Here is an 18209-nt window from a genome sequence, read left to right as displayed (position 1 = left end):
AACGGTGTCGTTACACGCATCTATGAGGATAGTCATGAACACAGCATTTATCCTGATGGCTCAGTACGACGGCCAGGCGATTATCTCGCTGGAGGTGGTGTGCCGTGACTACTTCACGCACCTGACGCCGGACATGTTCCAGCGCAAGGTGATGAGCGGTCAGATCAAGTTGCCCATCACCCGCCTGGAGCCCAGCCAGAAGTCGGCCAGGGGCGTCCACCTCACCGACCTGGCCGCGTACCTGGACTTGCAACGCGCGGCAGCAGTTAAAGAGCACAGCCAGATCAACGGGTTAAAACACGCCTTTTGAGCCATTTCATTGACGCGGCGCCCAGTTGGACGGGCGCCCTCAATATTTTGTCGTGCCACTCCCATCCCAAATAGCGGTCCCCCTTGCCACGCAGGTGGGTGTATCGCCGCATCGAATTCCAATCCCGATGGCCGGAAACGCTGGCCACACGCGGGATGTCCCAGCTCATTTCAAAGAGGCGACTGATACCTTCATGCCGAAGGTCGTGGAAGTGCAGGTCCTGGATTTCCAGAAACTTGCAAGCTTTCGTCCAGGACGTGGAGATAGATTCAGGACTGTAGGGGAATATATTGTCACCGGCCTTCGGCATCGTCTGGAGGATGTGCCACGCCTCGTCCGGCAGGTAACACCAAACATCGTTGCCGATCTTCTGCCCTGGGTTTTTCATGTCACGCACCAGGACACGCTGGCCGGCCTCGTCTATGTCTGCCCAGCGAATTCGGGTTATTTCATCGAGCCGGCGCGTGGAGAACAGGGCGAAACCCACGACCTTCAGCATATTTATGACAGTAGGGCGCCTCACTTGCATGTCCTGGTAGTGCGTCAGCACCCGTCTTAGCTCATCCAACGTCGGCCGGCGGTCACGCTCACGGCTTTTCAGGTTATAGCCCAGCTTGCGTAACACACGCCGGGCACCGCCCATGGCGAGCGGGTCGACCTGGTAGCCCCATGCGTCTTTGGCAATTGCCAGCACTGCGCCCAGGTGCGCCAGGTCATTGCCAGCGGTTTGTGGCTGAACACCTCCGCCCTCTCCGCTCATTCGCCAAAGTGCGTAATCGACTAGGCACTGGGTGTTGATATCCGTATCGGTCAACTTGCCCAGGTAAGTCTCGCCAATTGCATTAAGTGTGGCGCGCTTGGTCTTACCCAGCGGCTTGGCTTTCTCAACTTCGACCAGGTAGCGATCGGTCATATCTTTCAGCGTGGCGCCCTTGCGGTTTGCGCGCTCGATTGCACCAGGTTCATCCAGCTCCGACCCACGCTTGCGTGCCCAAGCCTGAGCAGCCTGTTTTCGGGCGAAGGTCTGGCTCTCTTGGTAGACTTGCACTCCGTCGCGCTTGATGCGGATCTGTGCCGTGTAGCTCACAGTCCCATCCGCCAGTTTTCTTGCCCTGATAGTCGCCATATTGAAAGTGGTACGCGTCAGTTTTGAAGTGGTACATCGTACCACCGAGCCTTTAAAAACGCCTGAAAACGCCCGAAAACACGCCTAGAACACGTTGAGTAAAATGCTAGATAAACAGAGCTTTAGCCCCGCAAACGCAAGGCCTACGCTGTCTCGGCGCTTTAGTGTTGCCCCCATGATGGATTGGACCGACCGCCACTGCCGGTTCTTCCTACGCCTGCTCTCCCAACACGCCCTGCTCTACACCGAGATGGTCACCACCGGCGCAATTCTCCACGGCGACCACGAGCGCTTCCTGCGCCACAACGAAGCCGAGCACCCGCTGGCGCTGCAATTGGGCGGCAGTGTTCCGGCTGATCTGGCCGCCTGTGCCCGGATGGCCGAGGCCGCCGGTTACGACGAAGTGAACCTGAACGTCGGTTGCCCCAGCGACCGGGTGCAGAACAACATGATCGGCGCGATCCTCATGGCGCACCCTGCCCTGGTGGCGGATTGTGTGAAGGCGATGCGCGATGCGGTGTCGATCCCTGTGACGGTGAAGCACCGTATCGGCATCAATGGCCGGGACAGTTATGCCGAGCTGTGTGATTTCGTCGGGACGGTGAAGGACGCCGGTTGCACCAGTTTTACCGTGCATGCGCGGATTGCGATTCTGGAGGGGTTGTCGCCCAAGGAGAACCGGGACATTCCGCCGTTGCGTTATGACGTGGCGGCGCAGTTGAAGCGGGATTTTCCGGAGTTGGAGATTAATCTCAACGGTGGGATCAAGACGCTGGAGCAGTGCCAGGAGCATTTGCAGACGTTTGATGGGGTGATGTTGGGGCGGGAGGCTTATCACAATCCGTATTTGCTGGCCGAGGTGGATCAACAGCTGTTTGGCAGCACTGCGCCTGTCATCACCCGCGCCGAGGCGCTGGCACAGTTGCGCCCGTATATAGCCGAGCACTTGGCAACAGGTGGCTCGATGCATCACATCACGCGCCATGTTCTGGGGCTGGGAACCGGTTTCCCGGGGGCGCGTAAGTTTCGGCAATTGTTGTCGGTGGATATTCATAAGGCGGTGGATCCGTTGGCGTTGCTGGATCAGGCGGGGGAATTGTTGGAGGGGCGGTGACGGGTTGGGTGTCAGTGGGGGTATTTGGGGCTGACAGGCTGCTTTCGCGAGCAAGGCCGCTCCCACAGTTTTGAGCGATGTGTGTCAGGTGAATATCAGTGGCTGGACTGGCGTTATCGCAGGCAAGCCAGCTCCCACAGTTTGACTGATGGGGGTCAGGTGAATGTCAGTGGCTGGGCTGGCGTCATGCAGGCAAGCCAGCTCCCACAGTTTGACTGATGGGGGTCATGTGAATGTCAGTGGCTGGGCTGGCGTCATGCAGGCAAGCCAGCTCCCACAGTTTGACTGATGGGGGTCAGGTGAATGTCAGTGGCTGGGCTGGCGTCATCGCAGGCAAGCCAGCTCCCACAGTTTGACTGATGGGGGTCAGGTGAATGTCAGTGGCTGGGCTGGCGTCATGCAGGCAAGCCGGCTCTCACAGTTTGATTGGGGTGGTCATCGGGCAGTTGGGTTGAACCTGCCAGCGATTTTGCCCTCCTATTGAGCACCACGGCCGGTAATTCAAACGGCCGTTTCCAGGTTATTGCCCTCGCAAACGACCTAACGCATTTGCGCCCTTGAGCGCTTGCCAGCGCTCGGGTAATGTCATCAGACCCACAGGACAGAGCACGCCCATGACTTCCAAGCTGGAACAACTCAAGCAATTCACCACTGTCGTAGCCGATACCGGCGATTTTTCCACCCTCGCCAAGCTCAAGCCACAAGACGCTACCACCAACCCTTCCCTGCTGCTCAAGGCTGCGTCGATCCCTGGCTATGCCAAGCTGCTGGATGAGTGTGTACAGGACTGCAACGGCGACGTGGGCCTGGCCAGTGACCGCTTTGCGGTGGCGGTGGGTCAAGAAATTCTCAAAGTAGTGCCGGGCCGTATTTCCACCGAGGTAGATGCGCGTCTGTCGTTCGACGAGGCGGCCATTCTCAAGCGTGCGCACCGTCTGATCGACCTGTACGACAAAGCCGGGGTTAGCCGCGATCGCGTGCTGATCAAGATCGCTTCTACCTGGGAAGGCATCCGCGCCGCCGAGAAGCTGGAAAAAGAAGGCATCCAGACCAACCTGACGCTGCTGTTCTCCTTCGCCCAGGCCGTTGCCTGTGCTGAAGCGGGTGTATTCCTGATTTCGCCATTCGTGGGCCGTATCTACGACTGGTACAAGAAGGCCAACGGCAACGACTACACCGGTTCCGATGACCCGGGCGTGCAGTCGGTGACGCGCATCTACAACTACTACAAGGCCAATGGCTACAAGACTGTGGTGATGGGTGCGAGCTTCCGTAACCTGAGCCAGATTGAAGAGCTGGCCGGGTGTGATCGCCTGACCATCAGCCCGGACCTGCTGGAGAAGCTGGCGGCGGATGAAGGCAAGCTGGAGCGCAAGCTGGCGCCAGGCCATGCCGGTGAGGCACGGGTGCATATGACTGAAGCGCAGTTCCGTTGGGAGTCCAACGAGGATGCGATGGCGACTGAGAAGCTGGCAGAGGGCATTCGCCAGTTTGCTCGCGACCAGGAGAAGCTGGAGGCGTTGTTGTCGGCCAAGCTGTAAGGGCAGATAGCAGCAAAAAGGGCGGCACCTGTGAGGGTCCGCCCTTTTTTGTGTGCGCCAGCCTCAAGCCAGTCGCAGATCAACTGTGGGAGGGGGCTTGCTCCCGATTGCGGACTGTCAGTTGGATATGTGCCGACTGATACACCGCTATCGGGAGCAAGCCCCCTCCCACATGGGTATGTGTTTGGTCAGAGAAGCCGTCAGTGGCGCTCGAGGGCGTTCACGAGGTCGTGGAAGGCTTCGCGGTTGGACTCGTTGAGGCCCATGAGGATCTTGTGCGCTTCCAGCACCTTGACCCGCACGACTTCCTCGGACTGGTCCTGGGACGGCAGGTCGGTGAGGCATTCCGGGCAGGGAATCGGGCGGTCAACGATGTTGAACACCTGGTCAAAACCCATCGACTGCAACAGCCGGGTGATGTCTTCGTGGGTGGTGACCACAGTCGGCAACAGGCCGACCTTCTGCCGCGACAGAATGGACAGCTTGGCCAACAGCCCCAGAGTGGTGCTGTCGATGCTGCGGGTTTCGGTCAGATCGATCACGATCGCCGAGAAGTTCAGCGCTGTGAAGATCCGCTCAATCGTCGCATCCAGGGCCGAACACAAGGTCAGGCGCACTTCACCGACAAACTTCAGGACGAAGGTCCCGTCTTGCTCGGCGAATTGGATTCTTCCGGTACTCATCAAAGATTCCTGCTCAACACCAATAGGGCGATATCATCCGGCATCTCCCCTAGCGTGGCCAATCCAAAAACCTGCCGCAGGCCATCCAGGCTGCCGCCCGCCGACTTGACCTTTTGGGGCAAGGCGGCTTCTTTCTCTTTGAGTGTAGGCTCTGGAAGAAGGTCCAGGATACCGTCGGACATCAGCGTCAGGCTGAAGGTCGGCGGCAGTTCCAGGATGTGGTCTTCGTAGGTGGCTTCGTTGAACAAGCCCACCGGCAGGCCACGCCCTTCCAGGTAACGCACACTGTCAGGAGTGTACAAAACAGGCATCGGCAGGTGACCGCCAATACTGTAGGTCAAAAGACCGGTTTCTTCGTCGATCACGCCGCCGACCATCGTCACGTGCTTGCCCAGCTTGCAGCTGATCAGGCCCCGGTTGATGTGGCCCAGCACTTCGGAGGGGGTGAACTCCGGCAAGGTGCCATTGCGCTTGGACTCGAACAACAGCCGCGTGGTCATGAACTTCAACAACACGGTCACAAAGGCAGAAGAAGCGCCATGGCCGGAAACGTCGGCCAGGTAGAACGCCACACGTCGCTCATCCACACGGAAATAATCGACAAAATCACCCGACAGGTACAACGACGGGATGATCTGGTGGGCAAACTTGAACTCGTCGATGCTCCAGGGGCTCACCGGCAGCATGTTCATCTGTACCTGGCGACCGGCGTTCTGGTCTTCCTGCAGCAGGTTCAGGCTGGCTTCGAGCTCGCGGTTGGCGGTCTCGAGCTTTTCGCGGTAGCGCTGGTTTTCCAGGAGCAGGCGTGCACGGTCCAGGGCGCGGCGCACCGAGTGCTCCAGCACGGCCAGGTCTTCCAGGGGCTTGATCAGGTAATCGGCAGCGCCCAGGCGCAGGGCTTCGACGGCGTCGTTCATGACACCGGCACCGGACACGACAATCACCGGCGTTTGCGGGGCAAGCTCGGTCACCTGGCGAATCAGCTCCAGGCCGCCCATCTGGGGCATGCGCAGGTCGCAGATCACAAGGTCGGGCTTGTCGCGCTCGAATACCTGGAGACCCTGTTGGCCATTACTGGCCTGCAGGACGCTGAAGCCACTGTCTTCCAAGTAGGCCGCGAGGCTCGCGCGCACTACTTCGTCGTCATCGATTATCAGCAGCGTGGCACTGGTTTTTTGCATGTGGGCAAACGGCGCCAGAATTAGGTTGGCGTAGGCGGCTCGGCAATGGCCGGGCTCACGTACTGGATTCGCTTTCTAGCCTCTCTGTCCTACAAAGCATTGGGATTTCGCCCATGCACAACGGTAAAGCAGAGGTGCCCTTCTAAGGCGCAGACGGTACTCCCATCCGTGAGGGGTTTCAAGCTCATGGCGATGGTCGCCGGGCGTCTTTACCCTGCAAATCACCGGGAGTTATAAGAACCGCTTGGACCACAACACAAAGTAAGGTTGTGGCACCCATAAAAAAGGCGACCATCAAGAGGCCGCCTTATTTCATTTCAAGATGTCACGGCTTAAAAGTCGTCGACAACCTTGCCGTCCTTGACCTTGAACTCACGGTTCTGCAGGTAGGCGTTACGGATAAAGGTGTACTTGTCGCCGCTGATCAGCTTCTCGCTGTCGAGCAGGCTGGCGCGCACGTCAACGACGTTGAGGCCGAAGGTGCTGTTACGCCAGCCGATGTCGTTCATGTAGCGGTACGGCTGGGTGTAGCTGTCGACGTACTTGGACGGCGCATCACGCAAGGTGCTTGGGCCCAGCAAGGGGATCATCACGTAGGGACCGCTGCCGACGCCCCAGTAGCCGAGGGTCTGGCCGAAGTCTTCGTCGCTGCGCTGCAGCCCCATTTTGGTGCCGACATCGATAAAGCCCAGCACGCCAAAGGTGGTGTTGACCAACAGGCGAGCGGTGTCGACACCGGCATTGTGCGGCTTGAGTTGCAGCACGTTGTTGGCCAGGTTGCCGACATCGCCGATGTTGCGGAAGAAGTTGTGAACGCCGTCCTGCACAAACTGCGGGGTGACGAACTGATAGCCCTGGGCGATCGGCTTGAGGGCGTAGGTATCAACGGTGTCGTTGAAGGTGAAGATCGGGCGGTTGACGCTTTCCCATGGATCATCTTCCGACGCGGCTTGAGCGGCGAACGGTGCCAACAGGATGGTGGCACACACCGATAGCTGAGCGAAGTAGTGGCTCCAGCGCATAGCTTTTGCTCCTTGAATGGTCTGTCATGGGCGCTATGCCCTGAATAAGGCCGTCAGTATATGACGGAAGTGTGTGTTTAGGCAGCCACAACGAAACGACTTACTTAAAATGAACAAATTTCCTACACATATCGACAGTGTCATGCCCTTGTCATGGCGCCCCGATATCGTGGTTGCTATTTCAGGGACGTTCAGATGCCACACGCCGAGATTGCCGTCACCACCGCCCCCTCGCTGACTGCCGTGTTATTTGGCCTGAGTGGCTGCCTGGTGGATTTTGGTTCCCAGGCCCGCGGCGACTCGCCCTCCCCCGACGCCGAAGCCACGCCTGGCGCACTGAAAGTTCTGCGTAGCCTGAAAGAACAAGGCGTGCCCTGCGCCTGGCTGGATGAACTGCCCCCTCCGTGACCACGCCCCTTTCCGCCAGCCTGCCGAGCTGGATCAAGGCCGCTTCGCCCTCCTCCATCCGCTGGCCCGCGCCCCACGCCTGCTGGCAAGCCTTGATGGAGTTGAACATTGAGCGCCTGGAAGGCTGCGTGCTGGTCAGCGGCGAGCCGCGCCTGCTGCAATCGGGCTTGAATGCCGGGTTGTGGACTATCGGCCTGGCCTCCTGTGGCTCGCTGTGCGGCCTGTCACCCGCGCAATGGCAGGCACTGACCGCGCAGCAACGCGAATACAAGCGTGGCAAGGCGACGGTGGCGCTCTATGGCCTGGGCGTGCACTCGGTGATCGACCACCTGGGCGAGTTGGGAAGTTGCCTGGCCGACATCAGCCTGCGCCGGCTCAAAGGCGAGAAGCCCTGATCAAGATCATGCACGGTTGGCCGCAGTGGATTAATCTACAGGCCAGCCCGTAGACCTTTCACGGCGTGCCGTGGTCTATGCCAGTGACTATCGATAAAAGGAAAGACGTCATGCCTGATCGCAAAAAGCTGGAAGAACAGGTCGAGATTCTGCGTGGGCAGTTGGAACAGGAGCCGCCGCTGTCGGAAGAAAAACGTGAAGCGCTGGAAGCCCTGATTGCCAAGTTTGAATTACAACTCGAACTTGAACCGGCCACTCAGACGCCAAGCATCTCCGACGATGTGAATCAAGCGGCCATAGAGTTCGACGCTGAGCACCCGGTCATTTCCGGGACATTGCGCAATATCATGATCACCCTGGGCAATATCGGCATCTAACCTGCCCGCCAGCCAAGCAAAGACCCACATGTGGGAGGGGGTTTGCTCCCTCCCACATTTGCTTGTGTGTACAGGCTTACTGACGCGCCAGACGCACGTTCAGGAACTGGGTATTTTCAGTACTGCGATACGGGTTGATATCCAACCCTCCCCGACGCACATACCGCGCATACACGGTCAATTTCTCCGGCTTGAGCAAGCGCTGCAAGTCCAGGAAGATCCGCTCCACGCACTGCTCATGGAAGTCCGAGTGCTGGCGAAAGCTGACGATATATTCCAGCAGGCTGGCGTGATCCAGCGCCGCGCCACGGTACTCCACCACCACACTGCCCCAATCGGGCTGGCTGGTCACCGGGCAGTTGGATTTGAGCAGGTGGCTGTGCACGCTCTCCTCAACAACACGCGAGTCATCACAGCGCAGCAGCTCCGGGCGCGGGTGCTCGTAGCTGCTGACATTGATATCCAGGCCGTCAATGCACGCACCCGGCAACGCCATCACACCTTCGGCCTCGATGTCGGCCAGGCTGCGGATGCGCACAGTCACCGGCTTGCCGGCTGCAAAGCTGAGGTCAGTGCGCAAGGTAGCTTCAAGGCTTGGCGTATCGGCAAACGCAGTCTGGTTCAGCGAGTTGAGGTACAGCTTGAACGACTTGGACTCGATGATGTTCGGCGAGTCCGCCGGAATGCTGAACTCACCGATGGCCACCACCGGCTTGCCCGACGGCAGCAACCAGGACAGTTCGAAGCAGTTCCAGAAATCCACGCCCTTGTACGGCAGGGTGTCGGCGCTCAGGCCCAGTTCGGCCCATTTGGCGGCGCGCGGAATCGGGAACAGCAACGAAGGCGTATAGGTAGAGATGTATTCACTGGACTTGCCCAGCGGCGAATGTTCGGCTGCGGGATGCATGGCGGAAACCTGGCTAAATAAACCGCGCCAGTCTACCAGCCTTTGCCCCCGCCCTTAACAAACGCCTCACTCAACGGTCAGTTTGCCGACCATGCCCGCCTGATAATGGCCGGGAAGGTTGCAAGCGAACTCCAGGCCAGTGGCCTTGGTGAAGGTCCAGGTCAGTTCGGCCGTCTTGCCCGGCTCCACCAACACACTGTTGGGATCGTCATGCTTCATGCCGCCCATATCGCCGTGGCCCATGGCGCTGTGGTCCATCTTGCCCATGCCGGTGGCGGTGAGCATGCCGCTGGCTTGCATCTGCAGCATCTCTTTCTGGTGAGCGGCATGCATTGCCGCGTCGCCCAGGTTGAATTCGTGGAGCAAGCGGCCTTTGTTGACCAGTACAAACCGCACGGTTTCACCGGCTTTTACGTCCAGGCTCTTGGGCTCGAAGGCAATGTCCTGCAGGGTGACTTCCACGGTACGCGTGGCCTTGGCTGCCGGAGCCGGCTGGCCGAACGCGTAACCATGAGCCGCATCCGCCAGCGCATTGAAGCTCAGCGCCAATAAGCAGCCCGCCGTTAACAGGGATGTACGCAACGCCATTTCTCACGCTCCAAAAATAGGTGACCAGCTTGGGCCGCACTTTAAGATAGCCTCGCTGCCAGCCAGCTGACTGCTAGATTACAACTTTGTCAGCTTGCGCCCATACCCTTGCGCCCACGGTATAAAGGCCCGCGCTTACCCCTTGCCAAGAGCCCGATATGAAACTGCTGATCGTCGAAGACCAACCCAAAACCGGCCACTATTTGCGTCAAGGCCTGGCCGAGGCTGGCTTTACCACCGAACTGGTGGCCGACGGCACGACCGGCCAGCACCTGGCGCTGAGCGGGGATTATGACTTGTTGATCCTCGATGTGATGCTTCCGGGCCGCGACGGCTGGCAGATCCTGCAGGCGGTGCGCAGCGCCGGCCTGGACATGCCGGTGCTGTTCCTCACCGCTCGCGATGCCGTGGAAGACCGCGTACATGGCCTGGAACTGGGCGCCGACGACTACCTGGTCAAGCCCTTCGCCTTTTCCGAACTGCTGGCCCGGGTGCGCACTTTGTTACGCCGTGGCAGCAGCACACCGCAGGAAACCACCCTGCAACTAGCCGACCTGCGCTTGGACCTGATCCGTCGCCGCGTCGAGCGCGACGGCCAGCGCATCGACCTCACCGCCAAGGAGTTTGCCCTGCTGGAAATGCTGCTGCGTCGCCAGGGCGAAGTACTGCCCAAGACGCTGATCGCGTCCCAGGTGTGGGACATGAATTTCGACAGCGACACCAACATCATCGAAGTGGCGATACGCCGCCTGCGCCTGAAAGTCGACGATAACTTCCCCAACAAACTGATCCACACCGTGCGCGGCATGGGTTACGTGCTGGAGGAGCGCTTCACGTGATCAAGCGCCTGTCGCTGACCAGCCGCCTGGCGCTGCTGTTTGCCGCCTGCACGGCGGTGGTCTCGTTGATCGCCGGCGTACTGTTCAACCGCGCCAGCGAAGCGCACTTCGTCGAGCTGGACCAGCAACTGCTCGACAGCAAGCTGGTGGCCCTGCGCAGCGCCTTGCAGGGTGTCGACTCACGTGAAGCCTTTGCCCTGCGCGGCCCGCAATTGCGCGCAGAACTTGATCACCAGCCCGACTTCACCGTGCGCATCACGGCGGCCGACCAGCGCTGGGTGGACGGTGCACCGTACCTCAGCGTGCCCGCAGCACCCGGCCTGCACAGCCTGCAAAACGCCGGCACCGACTACCGTGTGTACAACGCGCCATTGACGCCCGGCCAACCCGGTTCGCCACAGCTGAGCCTGATACTGGACATCACCCACCACCAGCACTTCCTGGAGCATATGCAACGCTTGATCTGGCTGACCGTCGGCCTCTCGGCCCTGGCTACCGCCCTGCTCGGCGCCTGGGCTGCGCGCAGCGGGTTGCGGCCGTTGCGGCGCATGGGCGAGGTGGCCGCCAGCGTATCCGCCCACTCGCTGACGCAACGCCTGCCCGAGGCGCAAATGCCGGTGGAGCTGGAGGAACTGGCCCAAGCCTTCAACGCCATGTTGGGGCGACTGGACGACGCCTTCCAGCGCCTGTCGGCGTTCTCCGCCGATATCGCCCACGAGCTGCGCACGCCGCTGTCGAACCTGCTGACCCAGACCCAGGTGATTCTCACCCAGCCACGCCCACTGGAGGATTACCGCGAGGCGCTGCACAGCAACCTCGAAGAGTTGCAATGGATGGCGCAACTGGTCAACGACATGCTGTACCTGGCCAAGGCCGACCACGGGTTGCTGATGCCCAACCGTGAAGCCCTGGATCTGGGCGATGAGGTCGACGCACTGTTGGAGTTTTTTACCCTGCTGGCGGAGGACGCACAGGTCACGCTGGTACGCGAAGGCAGCGCCCATACGCTGGGCGATCGCGGCATGTTGCGCCGGGCCCTGTCGAACTTGCTCGATAACGCGCTGCGGTTTACCCCACCGAGCGGTGAAGTGCGGGTGCGGATAGAGAGTGGCGTGACACTGACAGTTGAGAACACCGGGGAAGGTATTCCTGCGCAGCTGTTGCCGCGGCTGTTTGACCGGTTCTACCGAGCCGACCCGTCAAGGCAGCCAGGCAGCAGTGAACATGCGGGGCTGGGGTTGGCGATTACCCAGTCGATTGTGCGGGCGCATGGGGGGAGGATTTATTGTGAGTCGCAGGCGGGCTGGACAAGGTTTGTGATTGAGTTGCCCAAGGGAGATTGATGCAAGCTGGGCCGGCCCCATCGGGGGCAAGCCCCCTCCCACATTTTGACCTCATTGTTCCTGTATAAACGCGGTCCAGCGTGGGGGGCTTGCCCCCGATAGCGGTCTAAGGCCTTACGAATATCTCAAGGCATGGGCCGGCTCAATCTTCGCCGCCCGATACGCCGGGTAAATCGTCGCCAAAAAGCTCAACACAAACCCCGCCGAGCAGATCAGCAACACATCCCCACCTTGCAGCTCCGAAGGCAGGTTGCTGACAAAATACACATCCGAACTGAAGATATGCTGCCCGCTCACCCGCTCCAGCCAACCTACCAGTTCACTGACGTTCAGCGCCGCAATCACCCCCAGTACGCCGCCGATCAAGGTGCCGACCACGCCGATCACCGTGCCCTGCACCATGAAGATAGCCATGATCTGCCGAGGCGTGGCGCCGATGGTGCGCAGGATCGCGATGTCCGCGCCCTTGTCGTTCACCACCATGATCAACGTGGCGATGATGTTGAACGCAGCGACTGCGACGATCATCAGCAACAACAGACCGATCATGGTCTTTTCCATCTTCATCGCGCTGAACAGGCTGCCCTGGGTGTGGGTCCAGTCATCCGGCTTGTAAGCCGCGCCGAGGCTGGCAGCGATATCCGCCGAGACTTTGGGCGCTGCGTACAAGTCCTTCACCGCCAGGCGCACGCTTTGCACCTGGTTGGGCTGCCAATGCTGGATTTCTGCCGCGTCGGCCATGTGGATCAGGGCCATGGAGCCATCCAGCTCGGCGCCGACCTTGAAGATGCCCACCACGTTCAACCGCTGCATACGCGGGGTGATGCCGCCCGGCGCGCTGCTCAGTTCCGGGACGATCAGGGTCAGCTTGTCGCCCACGTTCAGGCGAAAGCGCCGCGCGGTGATATCGCCGACCACCACGCCAAACTCGCCGGGTTTGAGGTCGTCCAGTTTGCCGCGCACGATGTGCTGGGTCACGATCGACACCTTGCCTTCCTGGGCCGGGTCGACGCCGCTGATCTCGATCGGCTGCATGGCGCCCTTGTAGGAGAACATGCCGTCCATCTGGGTGAACGGTACCGCAGCTGTAACTTGCGGATTCTTCATCGCCGCGGCCGCCACCGGTTGCCAGTCATCAATCGGCTTTACGCCGACGATGGTGGCGTGGGGCACCATGCCGAGGATGCGCGAGCTCATTTCGCGCTGGAAGCCGTTCATTACCGACAGCACCACGATCATGGCCAATACGCCCAGGGCGAGGCCGATCATCGAGGTCATCGAGATAAACGAGACAAAACGGTTACGGCGCTTGGCGCGGGTATAGCGCGTGCCGATGAAAATGGATAACGGTCTGAACATTCGCGTACACCGCCTGAAAAAATGAAAAAGCCCGACGCCAGGCGCCAGGCTTGAAACAGGTCAGATGGCGACCAGGTGACCTTCCTGCAGGTGCAACACGCGGTCCATCTGCCGGGCCATGCTCATGTCATGGGTCACCACCAGGAACGCGGTGCGCATCTGGGTGCTCAGTTCCAGCATCAAGTCCTTGATGCCCTGGGCGGTGTGGGAGTCGAGGTTGCCGGTCGGCTCGTCGAGCATCACCAGGCCAGGGTTGTTCACCAGGGCGCGGGCAATCGCCACACGCTGGCGCTCACCGCCGGACAGTTCGGCCGGCTTGTGCTCCAGGCGATGGCCGAGGCCGACGCGCTCCAGCAAGGCGGTGGCACGTTGGCGCGCCTCCGGGATCGCGGTCTTGCCGATCAACAGCGGCATGCACACGTTTTCCAGGGCGGTGAATTCCGGCAGCAGGTGGTGGAACTGGTACACAAAGCCCAGCGAGCGGTTACGCAGTTGGCCACGGGCCTTTTCATTCAACGCCGACAGTTCTTCGCCGGCCAGCCATACGCTGCCCTGGGACGGCGTATCGAGGCCGCCCAACAGGTTCAGCAAGGTGCTTTTGCCGGAGCCGGAACTGCCGACGATCGCCACGCGTTCACCCGGATGCAGTTCCAGTTGCAGGTTCGACAGCACAACCACCGATTCCGGGCCTTCCTCGTAGGATTTGCCCAGGTTGCGGCAGCTCAGGATTGCTTTTTCACTCATGCCCGATTCACTCATAACGTAATGCCTGTGCTGGCTGGGTACGTGCCGCGCGCCAGGCTGGATACAGGGTGGCAAGGAAGCTCAGGACCAACGCGGCGCCGCCCACCATCAGCACGTCCTGGGTTTGCACCTGGGACGGCAAGTAGTCGATGAAGTAGACGTCAGCGTTGAGAAACTTGTGGCCGATCACTTTTTCAAGCAGGGCGATGGCGGCGCTGACGTTCAGAGCGGCCAGAATGCCCACCGCAGTACCGATCAGGGTGCCGACCACGCCAATCACGGTGCCCTGCACCATGAAGATCGCCATGATCTGCCCCGGCGTGGCGCCCAGGGTACGCAGGATGGCGATATCGCCCTTCTTGTCGTTCACTACCATCACCAGCGTGGAAATGATGTTGAACGCAGCCACGGCGACGATCAGCAGCAACAGCAGGCCGATCATGGCCTTCTCCATGCGGATGGCCTGGTAGAGGTTGCCGTGGGTACGGGTCCAGTCGCGGGCGTAATACTCGGATTCACCCAAGTGCTGGGCGATTTCCCAGGCGCCGCGCGGGGCGTCGAACAGGTCGTTGAACTTCAGCCGCAGGCCCTGCACCTGGTCCGGCTGCCAGCGATGCAGGCGGGCCAGGTCGGTAAGGTTGGTCAGGCCGATGTAACCGTCGATCTCGCCGGCGCCGACGTGGAAGGTGCCGACCACGGTAAAGCGCTTCATGCGCGGGAACATGCCGGCCGGGGTCACGGTGACTTCCGGAGCGACGAAGGTCAGCTTGTCGCCAACCCCCACACCGAGCTTGGCCGCCGCCTTGTCACCGATAACGATGCCGAAACTGCCGGGGGCCAGGTCGTCGAGCTTACCTTGCTGCATGAACTTGTCGATGATCGAGACGTGGCGTTCCTGGGCCGGGTCGATGGCATTGAGCAGGATCTTCTGCACCTTGCCGTCGTTGGTCAGCAACCCCTGCATCTGGGTAAACGGCGCGACCGCCACCACCTTGGGGTTCTGCTTGACCTTGGCGGCCAGGCTTTGCCAGTCGTTGATGGGCGCATCGCCCTCGATGGTCGCGTGGGGCACCATGCCCAGCACGCGGGTACGCATCTCATGATCGAAGCCGTTCATCACCGACAGCACCACGATCATCACGACCACGCCCAGGGCGAGACCGATCATCGAGGTCAAGGAAATGAACGACACAAAATGATTGCGACGCTTTGCACGGGTATAACGCGTGCCGATAAATACGAAGAGAGGTCTGAACATGTCGGGGCTTGTTCGGAGGAAAAGAAGACGTCCCGGTGGCGGGGTCTGGTAAGCAGCTTTACACTCAGACCATTACCGTTACCTGGGGTTCGCCATGTCGACATTAGATGAAGAAGAGCGCCGCGAATACTACCGTATCGACGACATGATCGCACTTCAAATCAGCACATTGTCTGGCCCCGAAGCGGCGAGCAAGGAAGTGTTGCTGGATGATTCGCCGCTATTCAATCTGCTCAGCGAACTGCACCTGAGCGAATTCGAAGCCCAGCACCTGCTGCGTCAGATCAGCGAGAAAGACCGCAGCCTGGCGGCCTTCCTCAAAGTGCAAAACAAGCGCCTGGACCTGCTCAGCCAGGTCATGGCCCGCGGCCTTCTGGCTGAAGTGGGCGCGCCGCAACCGGTGATTCTTTCCGAGGGCGGCATCGACTTCCAGCACCCTACCCCGCTGACACCCGATACTCACCTGGCGGTCAAGCTGGTGCTGATGCCCCAGGCGCTCGGCCTGTTGCTGCGCGCGCGGGTGACCCATTGCGATCCCAAGGGCGACAGCTTTGATGTGGGCACGGAATTCGAATCCATGACCGATGCCCAACGCCAACTGCTGGCGCGCTACATCCTGCAAAAGCAGGCGCAGGAACGCCGTCTGGCGCGAGAGCAAAGCGACGACCTCTGAATACCTATTCATTCCGCCAGCGATCCTGGCGCAAAGGAGCAACTGTGACCCTGATCTACGGCCATCGCGGTGCCAAAGGCGAAGCACCGGAAAATACCCTGACCAGTTTTCAGGAATGCCTCAAGCACGGCGTACGCCGTTGCGAGCTGGACCTGCACCTATCCATGGACGGCGAGCTGATGGTCATCCATGACCCGACCCTCAAGCGCACCGCCGACCGGCGCGGCAAGGTCGTCGAGTACTCGGCGGCTGATCTGGTGAAGATGGACGCGCGCAAAGGCGGCCCGGGTTGGGTCAGCCCGTGCCCGATCCCACGCCTGGAGGAGCTGTTCGAAAAGTGCGACTTCGATCACTGGCAACTGGAAGTCAAAAGCGCCTCGCGTACCCGTGCCGCCACCACCGTGCTGGCGATTCGCGAAATGGCCGTGCGCTTTGGCTTGATGGACAAGGTCACGGTGACGTCAAGCTCGCGGGAAGTGCTCAAGGCCGCCGTGGAACTCACCCCGGACCTGTCACGCGGCCTGGTCGCCGAATACGCCTGGCTCGACCCGTTGAAGGTCGCGCAGAACTATGGCTGTGAATACCTGGCATTGAACTGGACGTTATGCACCCCTGAGCGGCTGGAAAAAGCCCAGCGCCAGGGTTTGCACGTATCCGTGTGGACGGTCAACGAACCTGCGCTGATGCGCAGGCTCGCCGACTTCGGCGTAGATAGCCTGATTACAGACTTTCCCGGTTTGGCCACTGCCACTCTCGGGAATTACTGAAATCGGTCTCCCCGGCCGGCTCAGGCCACCGGCCGGAGCCGCTCAAAAAAGCCGGTTGAGGCCGTCGTAGGCGGCTACCCGATAGGCTTCGGCCATGGTCGGGTAGTTGAAGGTGGTGTTGACGAAATACTTGAGGGTATTTTGCTCACCCGGCTGGTTCATGATCGCCTGGCCAATGTGCACGATCTCCGACGCCTGGTAGCCAAAGCAATGCACGCCGAGTACTTCCAGGGTCTCGCGGTGGAACAGGATTTTCAGCATGCCTTGCGGCTCACCGGCGATCTGCGCACGCGCCATGCTCTTGAAGAACGCCTTGCCCACTTCGTAAGGCACCTTGGCCTTGGTCAGTTCGTGCTCGTTCTTGCCGATAGAGCTGATCTCGGGAATCGTGTAGATCCCGGTCGGCACATCATTCACGTAGCGCCAGCTGCCGTTGTCGACAATGCTGCCAGCAGCCGAACGGCCCTGGTCATGGGCGGCACTGGCCAGGCTTGGCCAGCCGATCACGTCACCGGCACCGTAGATATTGGTTACGCAGGTGCGGTAGTTCTCGTCCACCTCGATCTGGCCACGGCTGTTGACCTTGACCCCGATATTTTCCATACCCAGCTTGTCGGTGTTGCCGGTACGGCCATTGCACCACAGCAAGGCGTCGGCCTTGATCTTCTTGCCGGACTTGAGGTGCAGGATCACACCGTTGTCCAGGCCTTCGACTCGCTCGTACTCTTCGTTGTGGCGCACGGTGATGTTGTTGTTGCTGAAGTGGTAGCTCAACGCCTGGGAAATTTCCGAGTCGAGGAAGCTCAGTAACTGGTCACGGTTGTCCACCAGCTCCACCAGTACACCCAGGCCGCTGAAGATCGAGGCGTATTCGCAGCCGATAACGCCGGCGCCATAGATGATCAGTTTGCGCGGGGTGTGGCCCAGGCTGAGGATGGTGTCGCTATCGTAGATACGCGGGTGGTGGAAATCGATGTCCGCCGGGCGATACGGGCGCGAGCCGGTGGCAATGATGATGTGCTTGGCCACCAGTTTCTCGACCACGCCATTGGCGCAGACCACTTCGACGGTTTGCTCGTCGGCGAAGCTGCCGGTGCCGAAGAACAGGTCGACGCGGTTACGGGCGTAGTAGCCGGTACGCGAAGCGACTTGCTTGGAGATGACTTTTTCGGCGCTTTTCAACACGTCCGGGAACGAGAACCAGCGCGGCTCGCCAATAGCCCGGAACATCGGGTTGGTGTTGAACTGCATGATCTGGCGCACGGAGTGACGCAACGCCTTGGACGGGATGGTACCCAGGTGGGTGCAGTTACCGCCGACCTGACGACGGCTATCGACCATCGCCACCTTGCGCCCTGCTTTGGCAGCGTTCATCGCCGCACCTTCTCCAGCCGGGCCGGAACCCAGTACCACCACGTCATAGTTGTAGACAGCCATGCGTACTCCTCAGAACAGGCCAGGCGTACGGTTGGACGCCTGGCTAAATCATGCCGCGGCCAGCGGTCATGAAGGACAATTTGGCTCAAGTGTGTGAACCGGGGCACAGTCTATAGAAGGCCGAGCGCCGCGAACAT

18 protein-coding genes and 1 pseudogene are annotated in these 18209 nt (G+C 60.3%); 9 read left to right on the top strand and 10 right to left on the bottom strand.

Going from position 1 to position 18209, the window contains the following annotated elements:
* Positions 1 to 34: 34 nt before the first annotated feature.
* Positions 35 to 310: a pyocin activator PrtN family protein gene (locus PSEBG33_RS18720; protein ID WP_005786219.1), complete on the top strand. Its 276-nt coding sequence runs from the start codon at positions 35 to 37 to the stop codon at positions 308 to 310.
* Here PSEBG33_RS18720 and PSEBG33_RS18725 read toward each other — a convergent pair.
* The gene (locus tag PSEBG33_RS18725) at positions 285 to 1436 is read right to left on the bottom strand and encodes a site-specific integrase (RefSeq protein WP_005786218.1); all 1152 of its coding nucleotides are present in this window, start codon (positions 1434 to 1436) and stop codon (positions 285 to 287) included. The genes PSEBG33_RS18720 and PSEBG33_RS18725 overlap by 26 nt on opposite strands.
* 103 nt (positions 1437 to 1539) lie before the next feature.
* Between PSEBG33_RS18725 and dusA the strand changes: the two genes are divergently transcribed.
* Both dusA and tal read left to right on the top strand, forming a co-directional pair.
* Positions 1540 to 2550 carry a tRNA dihydrouridine(20/20a) synthase DusA gene (gene dusA / locus PSEBG33_RS18730; RefSeq protein ID WP_005786216.1) on the top strand — a complete coding sequence of 337 codons (1011 nt, stop codon included), beginning with the start codon at positions 1540 to 1542 and terminating at the stop codon, positions 2548 to 2550.
* 614 nt (positions 2551 to 3164) lie between these two features.
* Positions 3165 to 4091 (top strand): transaldolase, encoded by a 927-nt coding sequence (tal, locus tag PSEBG33_RS18735; protein ID WP_003189693.1) that lies wholly within the window; start codon positions 3165 to 3167, stop codon positions 4089 to 4091.
* Between the two features lie 200 nt (positions 4092 to 4291).
* Here tal and rssC read toward each other — a convergent pair whose 3' ends face one another.
* The 3 genes from rssC to PSEBG33_RS18750 form a co-directional block, all read right to left on the bottom strand.
* Positions 4292 to 4774 (bottom strand): anti-sigma factor antagonist RssC, encoded by a 483-nt coding sequence (rssC, locus tag PSEBG33_RS18740; protein ID WP_003172602.1) that lies wholly within the window; start codon positions 4772 to 4774, stop codon positions 4292 to 4294.
* Complete coding sequence (rssB, locus tag PSEBG33_RS18745; RefSeq protein ID WP_005786210.1) at positions 4774 to 5955, bottom strand: two-component system response regulator RssB; 1182 nt, start codon at positions 5953 to 5955, stop codon at positions 4774 to 4776. The genes rssC and rssB overlap by 1 nt, the downstream gene beginning before the upstream one ends.
* A 332-nt stretch (positions 5956 to 6287) precedes the next feature.
* Complete coding sequence (locus tag PSEBG33_RS18750) at positions 6288 to 6977, bottom strand: VacJ family lipoprotein (RefSeq protein WP_005786208.1); 690 nt, start codon at positions 6975 to 6977, stop codon at positions 6288 to 6290.
* Positions 6978 to 7172: 195 nt separating this feature from the next.
* On the opposite strand from PSEBG33_RS18750, the pseudogene PSEBG33_RS27920 reads away from it, so the two are divergent.
* Both PSEBG33_RS27920 and PSEBG33_RS18755 read left to right on the top strand, forming a co-directional pair.
* Positions 7173 to 7780: pseudogene (locus tag PSEBG33_RS27920) on the top strand (HAD family phosphatase).
* 110 nt (positions 7781 to 7890) lie between these two features.
* The gene (locus PSEBG33_RS18755; protein ID WP_005786202.1) at positions 7891 to 8157 is read left to right on the top strand and encodes a DUF4404 family protein; all 267 of its coding nucleotides are present in this window, start codon (positions 7891 to 7893) and stop codon (positions 8155 to 8157) included.
* A gap of 76 nt (positions 8158 to 8233) precedes the next feature.
* Here PSEBG33_RS18755 and queF read toward each other — a convergent pair whose 3' ends face one another.
* Both queF and PSEBG33_RS18765 read right to left on the bottom strand, forming a co-directional pair.
* Positions 8234 to 9064 (bottom strand): NADPH-dependent 7-cyano-7-deazaguanine reductase QueF, encoded by an 831-nt coding sequence (queF, locus tag PSEBG33_RS18760; protein ID WP_005786200.1) that lies wholly within the window; start codon positions 9062 to 9064, stop codon positions 8234 to 8236.
* Between the two features lie 66 nt (positions 9065 to 9130).
* On the bottom strand, positions 9131 to 9652 hold the full coding sequence (locus tag PSEBG33_RS18765; protein WP_005786197.1) for a cupredoxin domain-containing protein: 522 nt from the start codon (positions 9650 to 9652) through the stop codon (positions 9131 to 9133).
* 158 nt (positions 9653 to 9810) lie between these two features.
* On the opposite strand from PSEBG33_RS18765, the gene PSEBG33_RS18770 reads away from it, so the two are divergent.
* A complete protein-coding gene (locus PSEBG33_RS18770) occupies positions 9811 to 10491 on the top strand; it encodes a heavy metal response regulator transcription factor (RefSeq protein WP_005786195.1) in 681 nt (226 codons plus the stop codon).
* The gene (locus PSEBG33_RS18775) at positions 10488 to 11834 is read left to right on the top strand and encodes a heavy metal sensor histidine kinase (protein ID WP_005786193.1); all 1347 of its coding nucleotides are present in this window, start codon (positions 10488 to 10490) and stop codon (positions 11832 to 11834) included. The genes PSEBG33_RS18770 and PSEBG33_RS18775 overlap by 4 nt, the downstream gene beginning before the upstream one ends.
* A 114-nt stretch (positions 11835 to 11948) precedes the next feature.
* Here the strand turns inward: PSEBG33_RS18775 and PSEBG33_RS18780 are convergent, their stop codons facing one another.
* Genes PSEBG33_RS18780 through PSEBG33_RS18790 form a run of 3 tightly spaced genes read right to left on the bottom strand, consistent with a single transcriptional unit; the run spans position 11949 to position 15195 of the window.
* Positions 11949 to 13193 carry a lipoprotein-releasing ABC transporter permease subunit gene (locus PSEBG33_RS18780; protein ID WP_005786190.1) on the bottom strand — a complete coding sequence of 415 codons (1245 nt, stop codon included), beginning with the start codon at positions 13191 to 13193 and terminating at the stop codon, positions 11949 to 11951.
* 60 nt (positions 13194 to 13253) lie between these two features.
* A complete protein-coding gene (gene lolD, locus PSEBG33_RS18785; RefSeq protein WP_019818240.1) occupies positions 13254 to 13937 on the bottom strand; it encodes a lipoprotein-releasing ABC transporter ATP-binding protein LolD in 684 nt (227 codons plus the stop codon).
* A gap of 7 nt (positions 13938 to 13944) precedes the next feature.
* Positions 13945 to 15195 carry a lipoprotein-releasing ABC transporter permease subunit gene (locus PSEBG33_RS18790; protein WP_005786187.1) on the bottom strand — a complete coding sequence of 417 codons (1251 nt, stop codon included), beginning with the start codon at positions 15193 to 15195 and terminating at the stop codon, positions 13945 to 13947.
* A gap of 94 nt (positions 15196 to 15289) precedes the next feature.
* On the opposite strand from PSEBG33_RS18790, the gene PSEBG33_RS18795 reads away from it, so the two are divergent.
* Both PSEBG33_RS18795 and PSEBG33_RS18800 read left to right on the top strand, forming a co-directional pair.
* Positions 15290 to 15868, top strand: a complete 579-nt coding sequence (locus tag PSEBG33_RS18795; RefSeq protein ID WP_005786185.1) for a PilZ domain-containing protein — start codon at positions 15290 to 15292, stop codon at positions 15866 to 15868.
* A 44-nt stretch (positions 15869 to 15912) separates the two neighbouring features.
* Positions 15913 to 16635: a glycerophosphodiester phosphodiesterase gene (locus PSEBG33_RS18800; protein ID WP_003172585.1), complete on the top strand. Its 723-nt coding sequence runs from the start codon at positions 15913 to 15915 to the stop codon at positions 16633 to 16635.
* Positions 16636 to 16677: 42 nt separating this feature from the next.
* Here PSEBG33_RS18800 and sthA read toward each other — a convergent pair whose 3' ends face one another.
* On the bottom strand, positions 16678 to 18072 hold the full coding sequence (gene sthA, locus PSEBG33_RS18805; protein WP_005786183.1) for a Si-specific NAD(P)(+) transhydrogenase: 1395 nt from the start codon (positions 18070 to 18072) through the stop codon (positions 16678 to 16680).
* Positions 18073 to 18209 lie beyond the last annotated feature (137 nt).

Source organism: Pseudomonas synxantha BG33R (assembly GCF_000263715.2).
Classification (GTDB): Bacteria; Pseudomonadota; Gammaproteobacteria; order Pseudomonadales; family Pseudomonadaceae; genus Aquipseudomonas; species Aquipseudomonas synxantha_A.
Note: the sequence above shows the minus strand (reverse complement) of the source record. Positions and strands in the feature narration are given on the sequence as shown.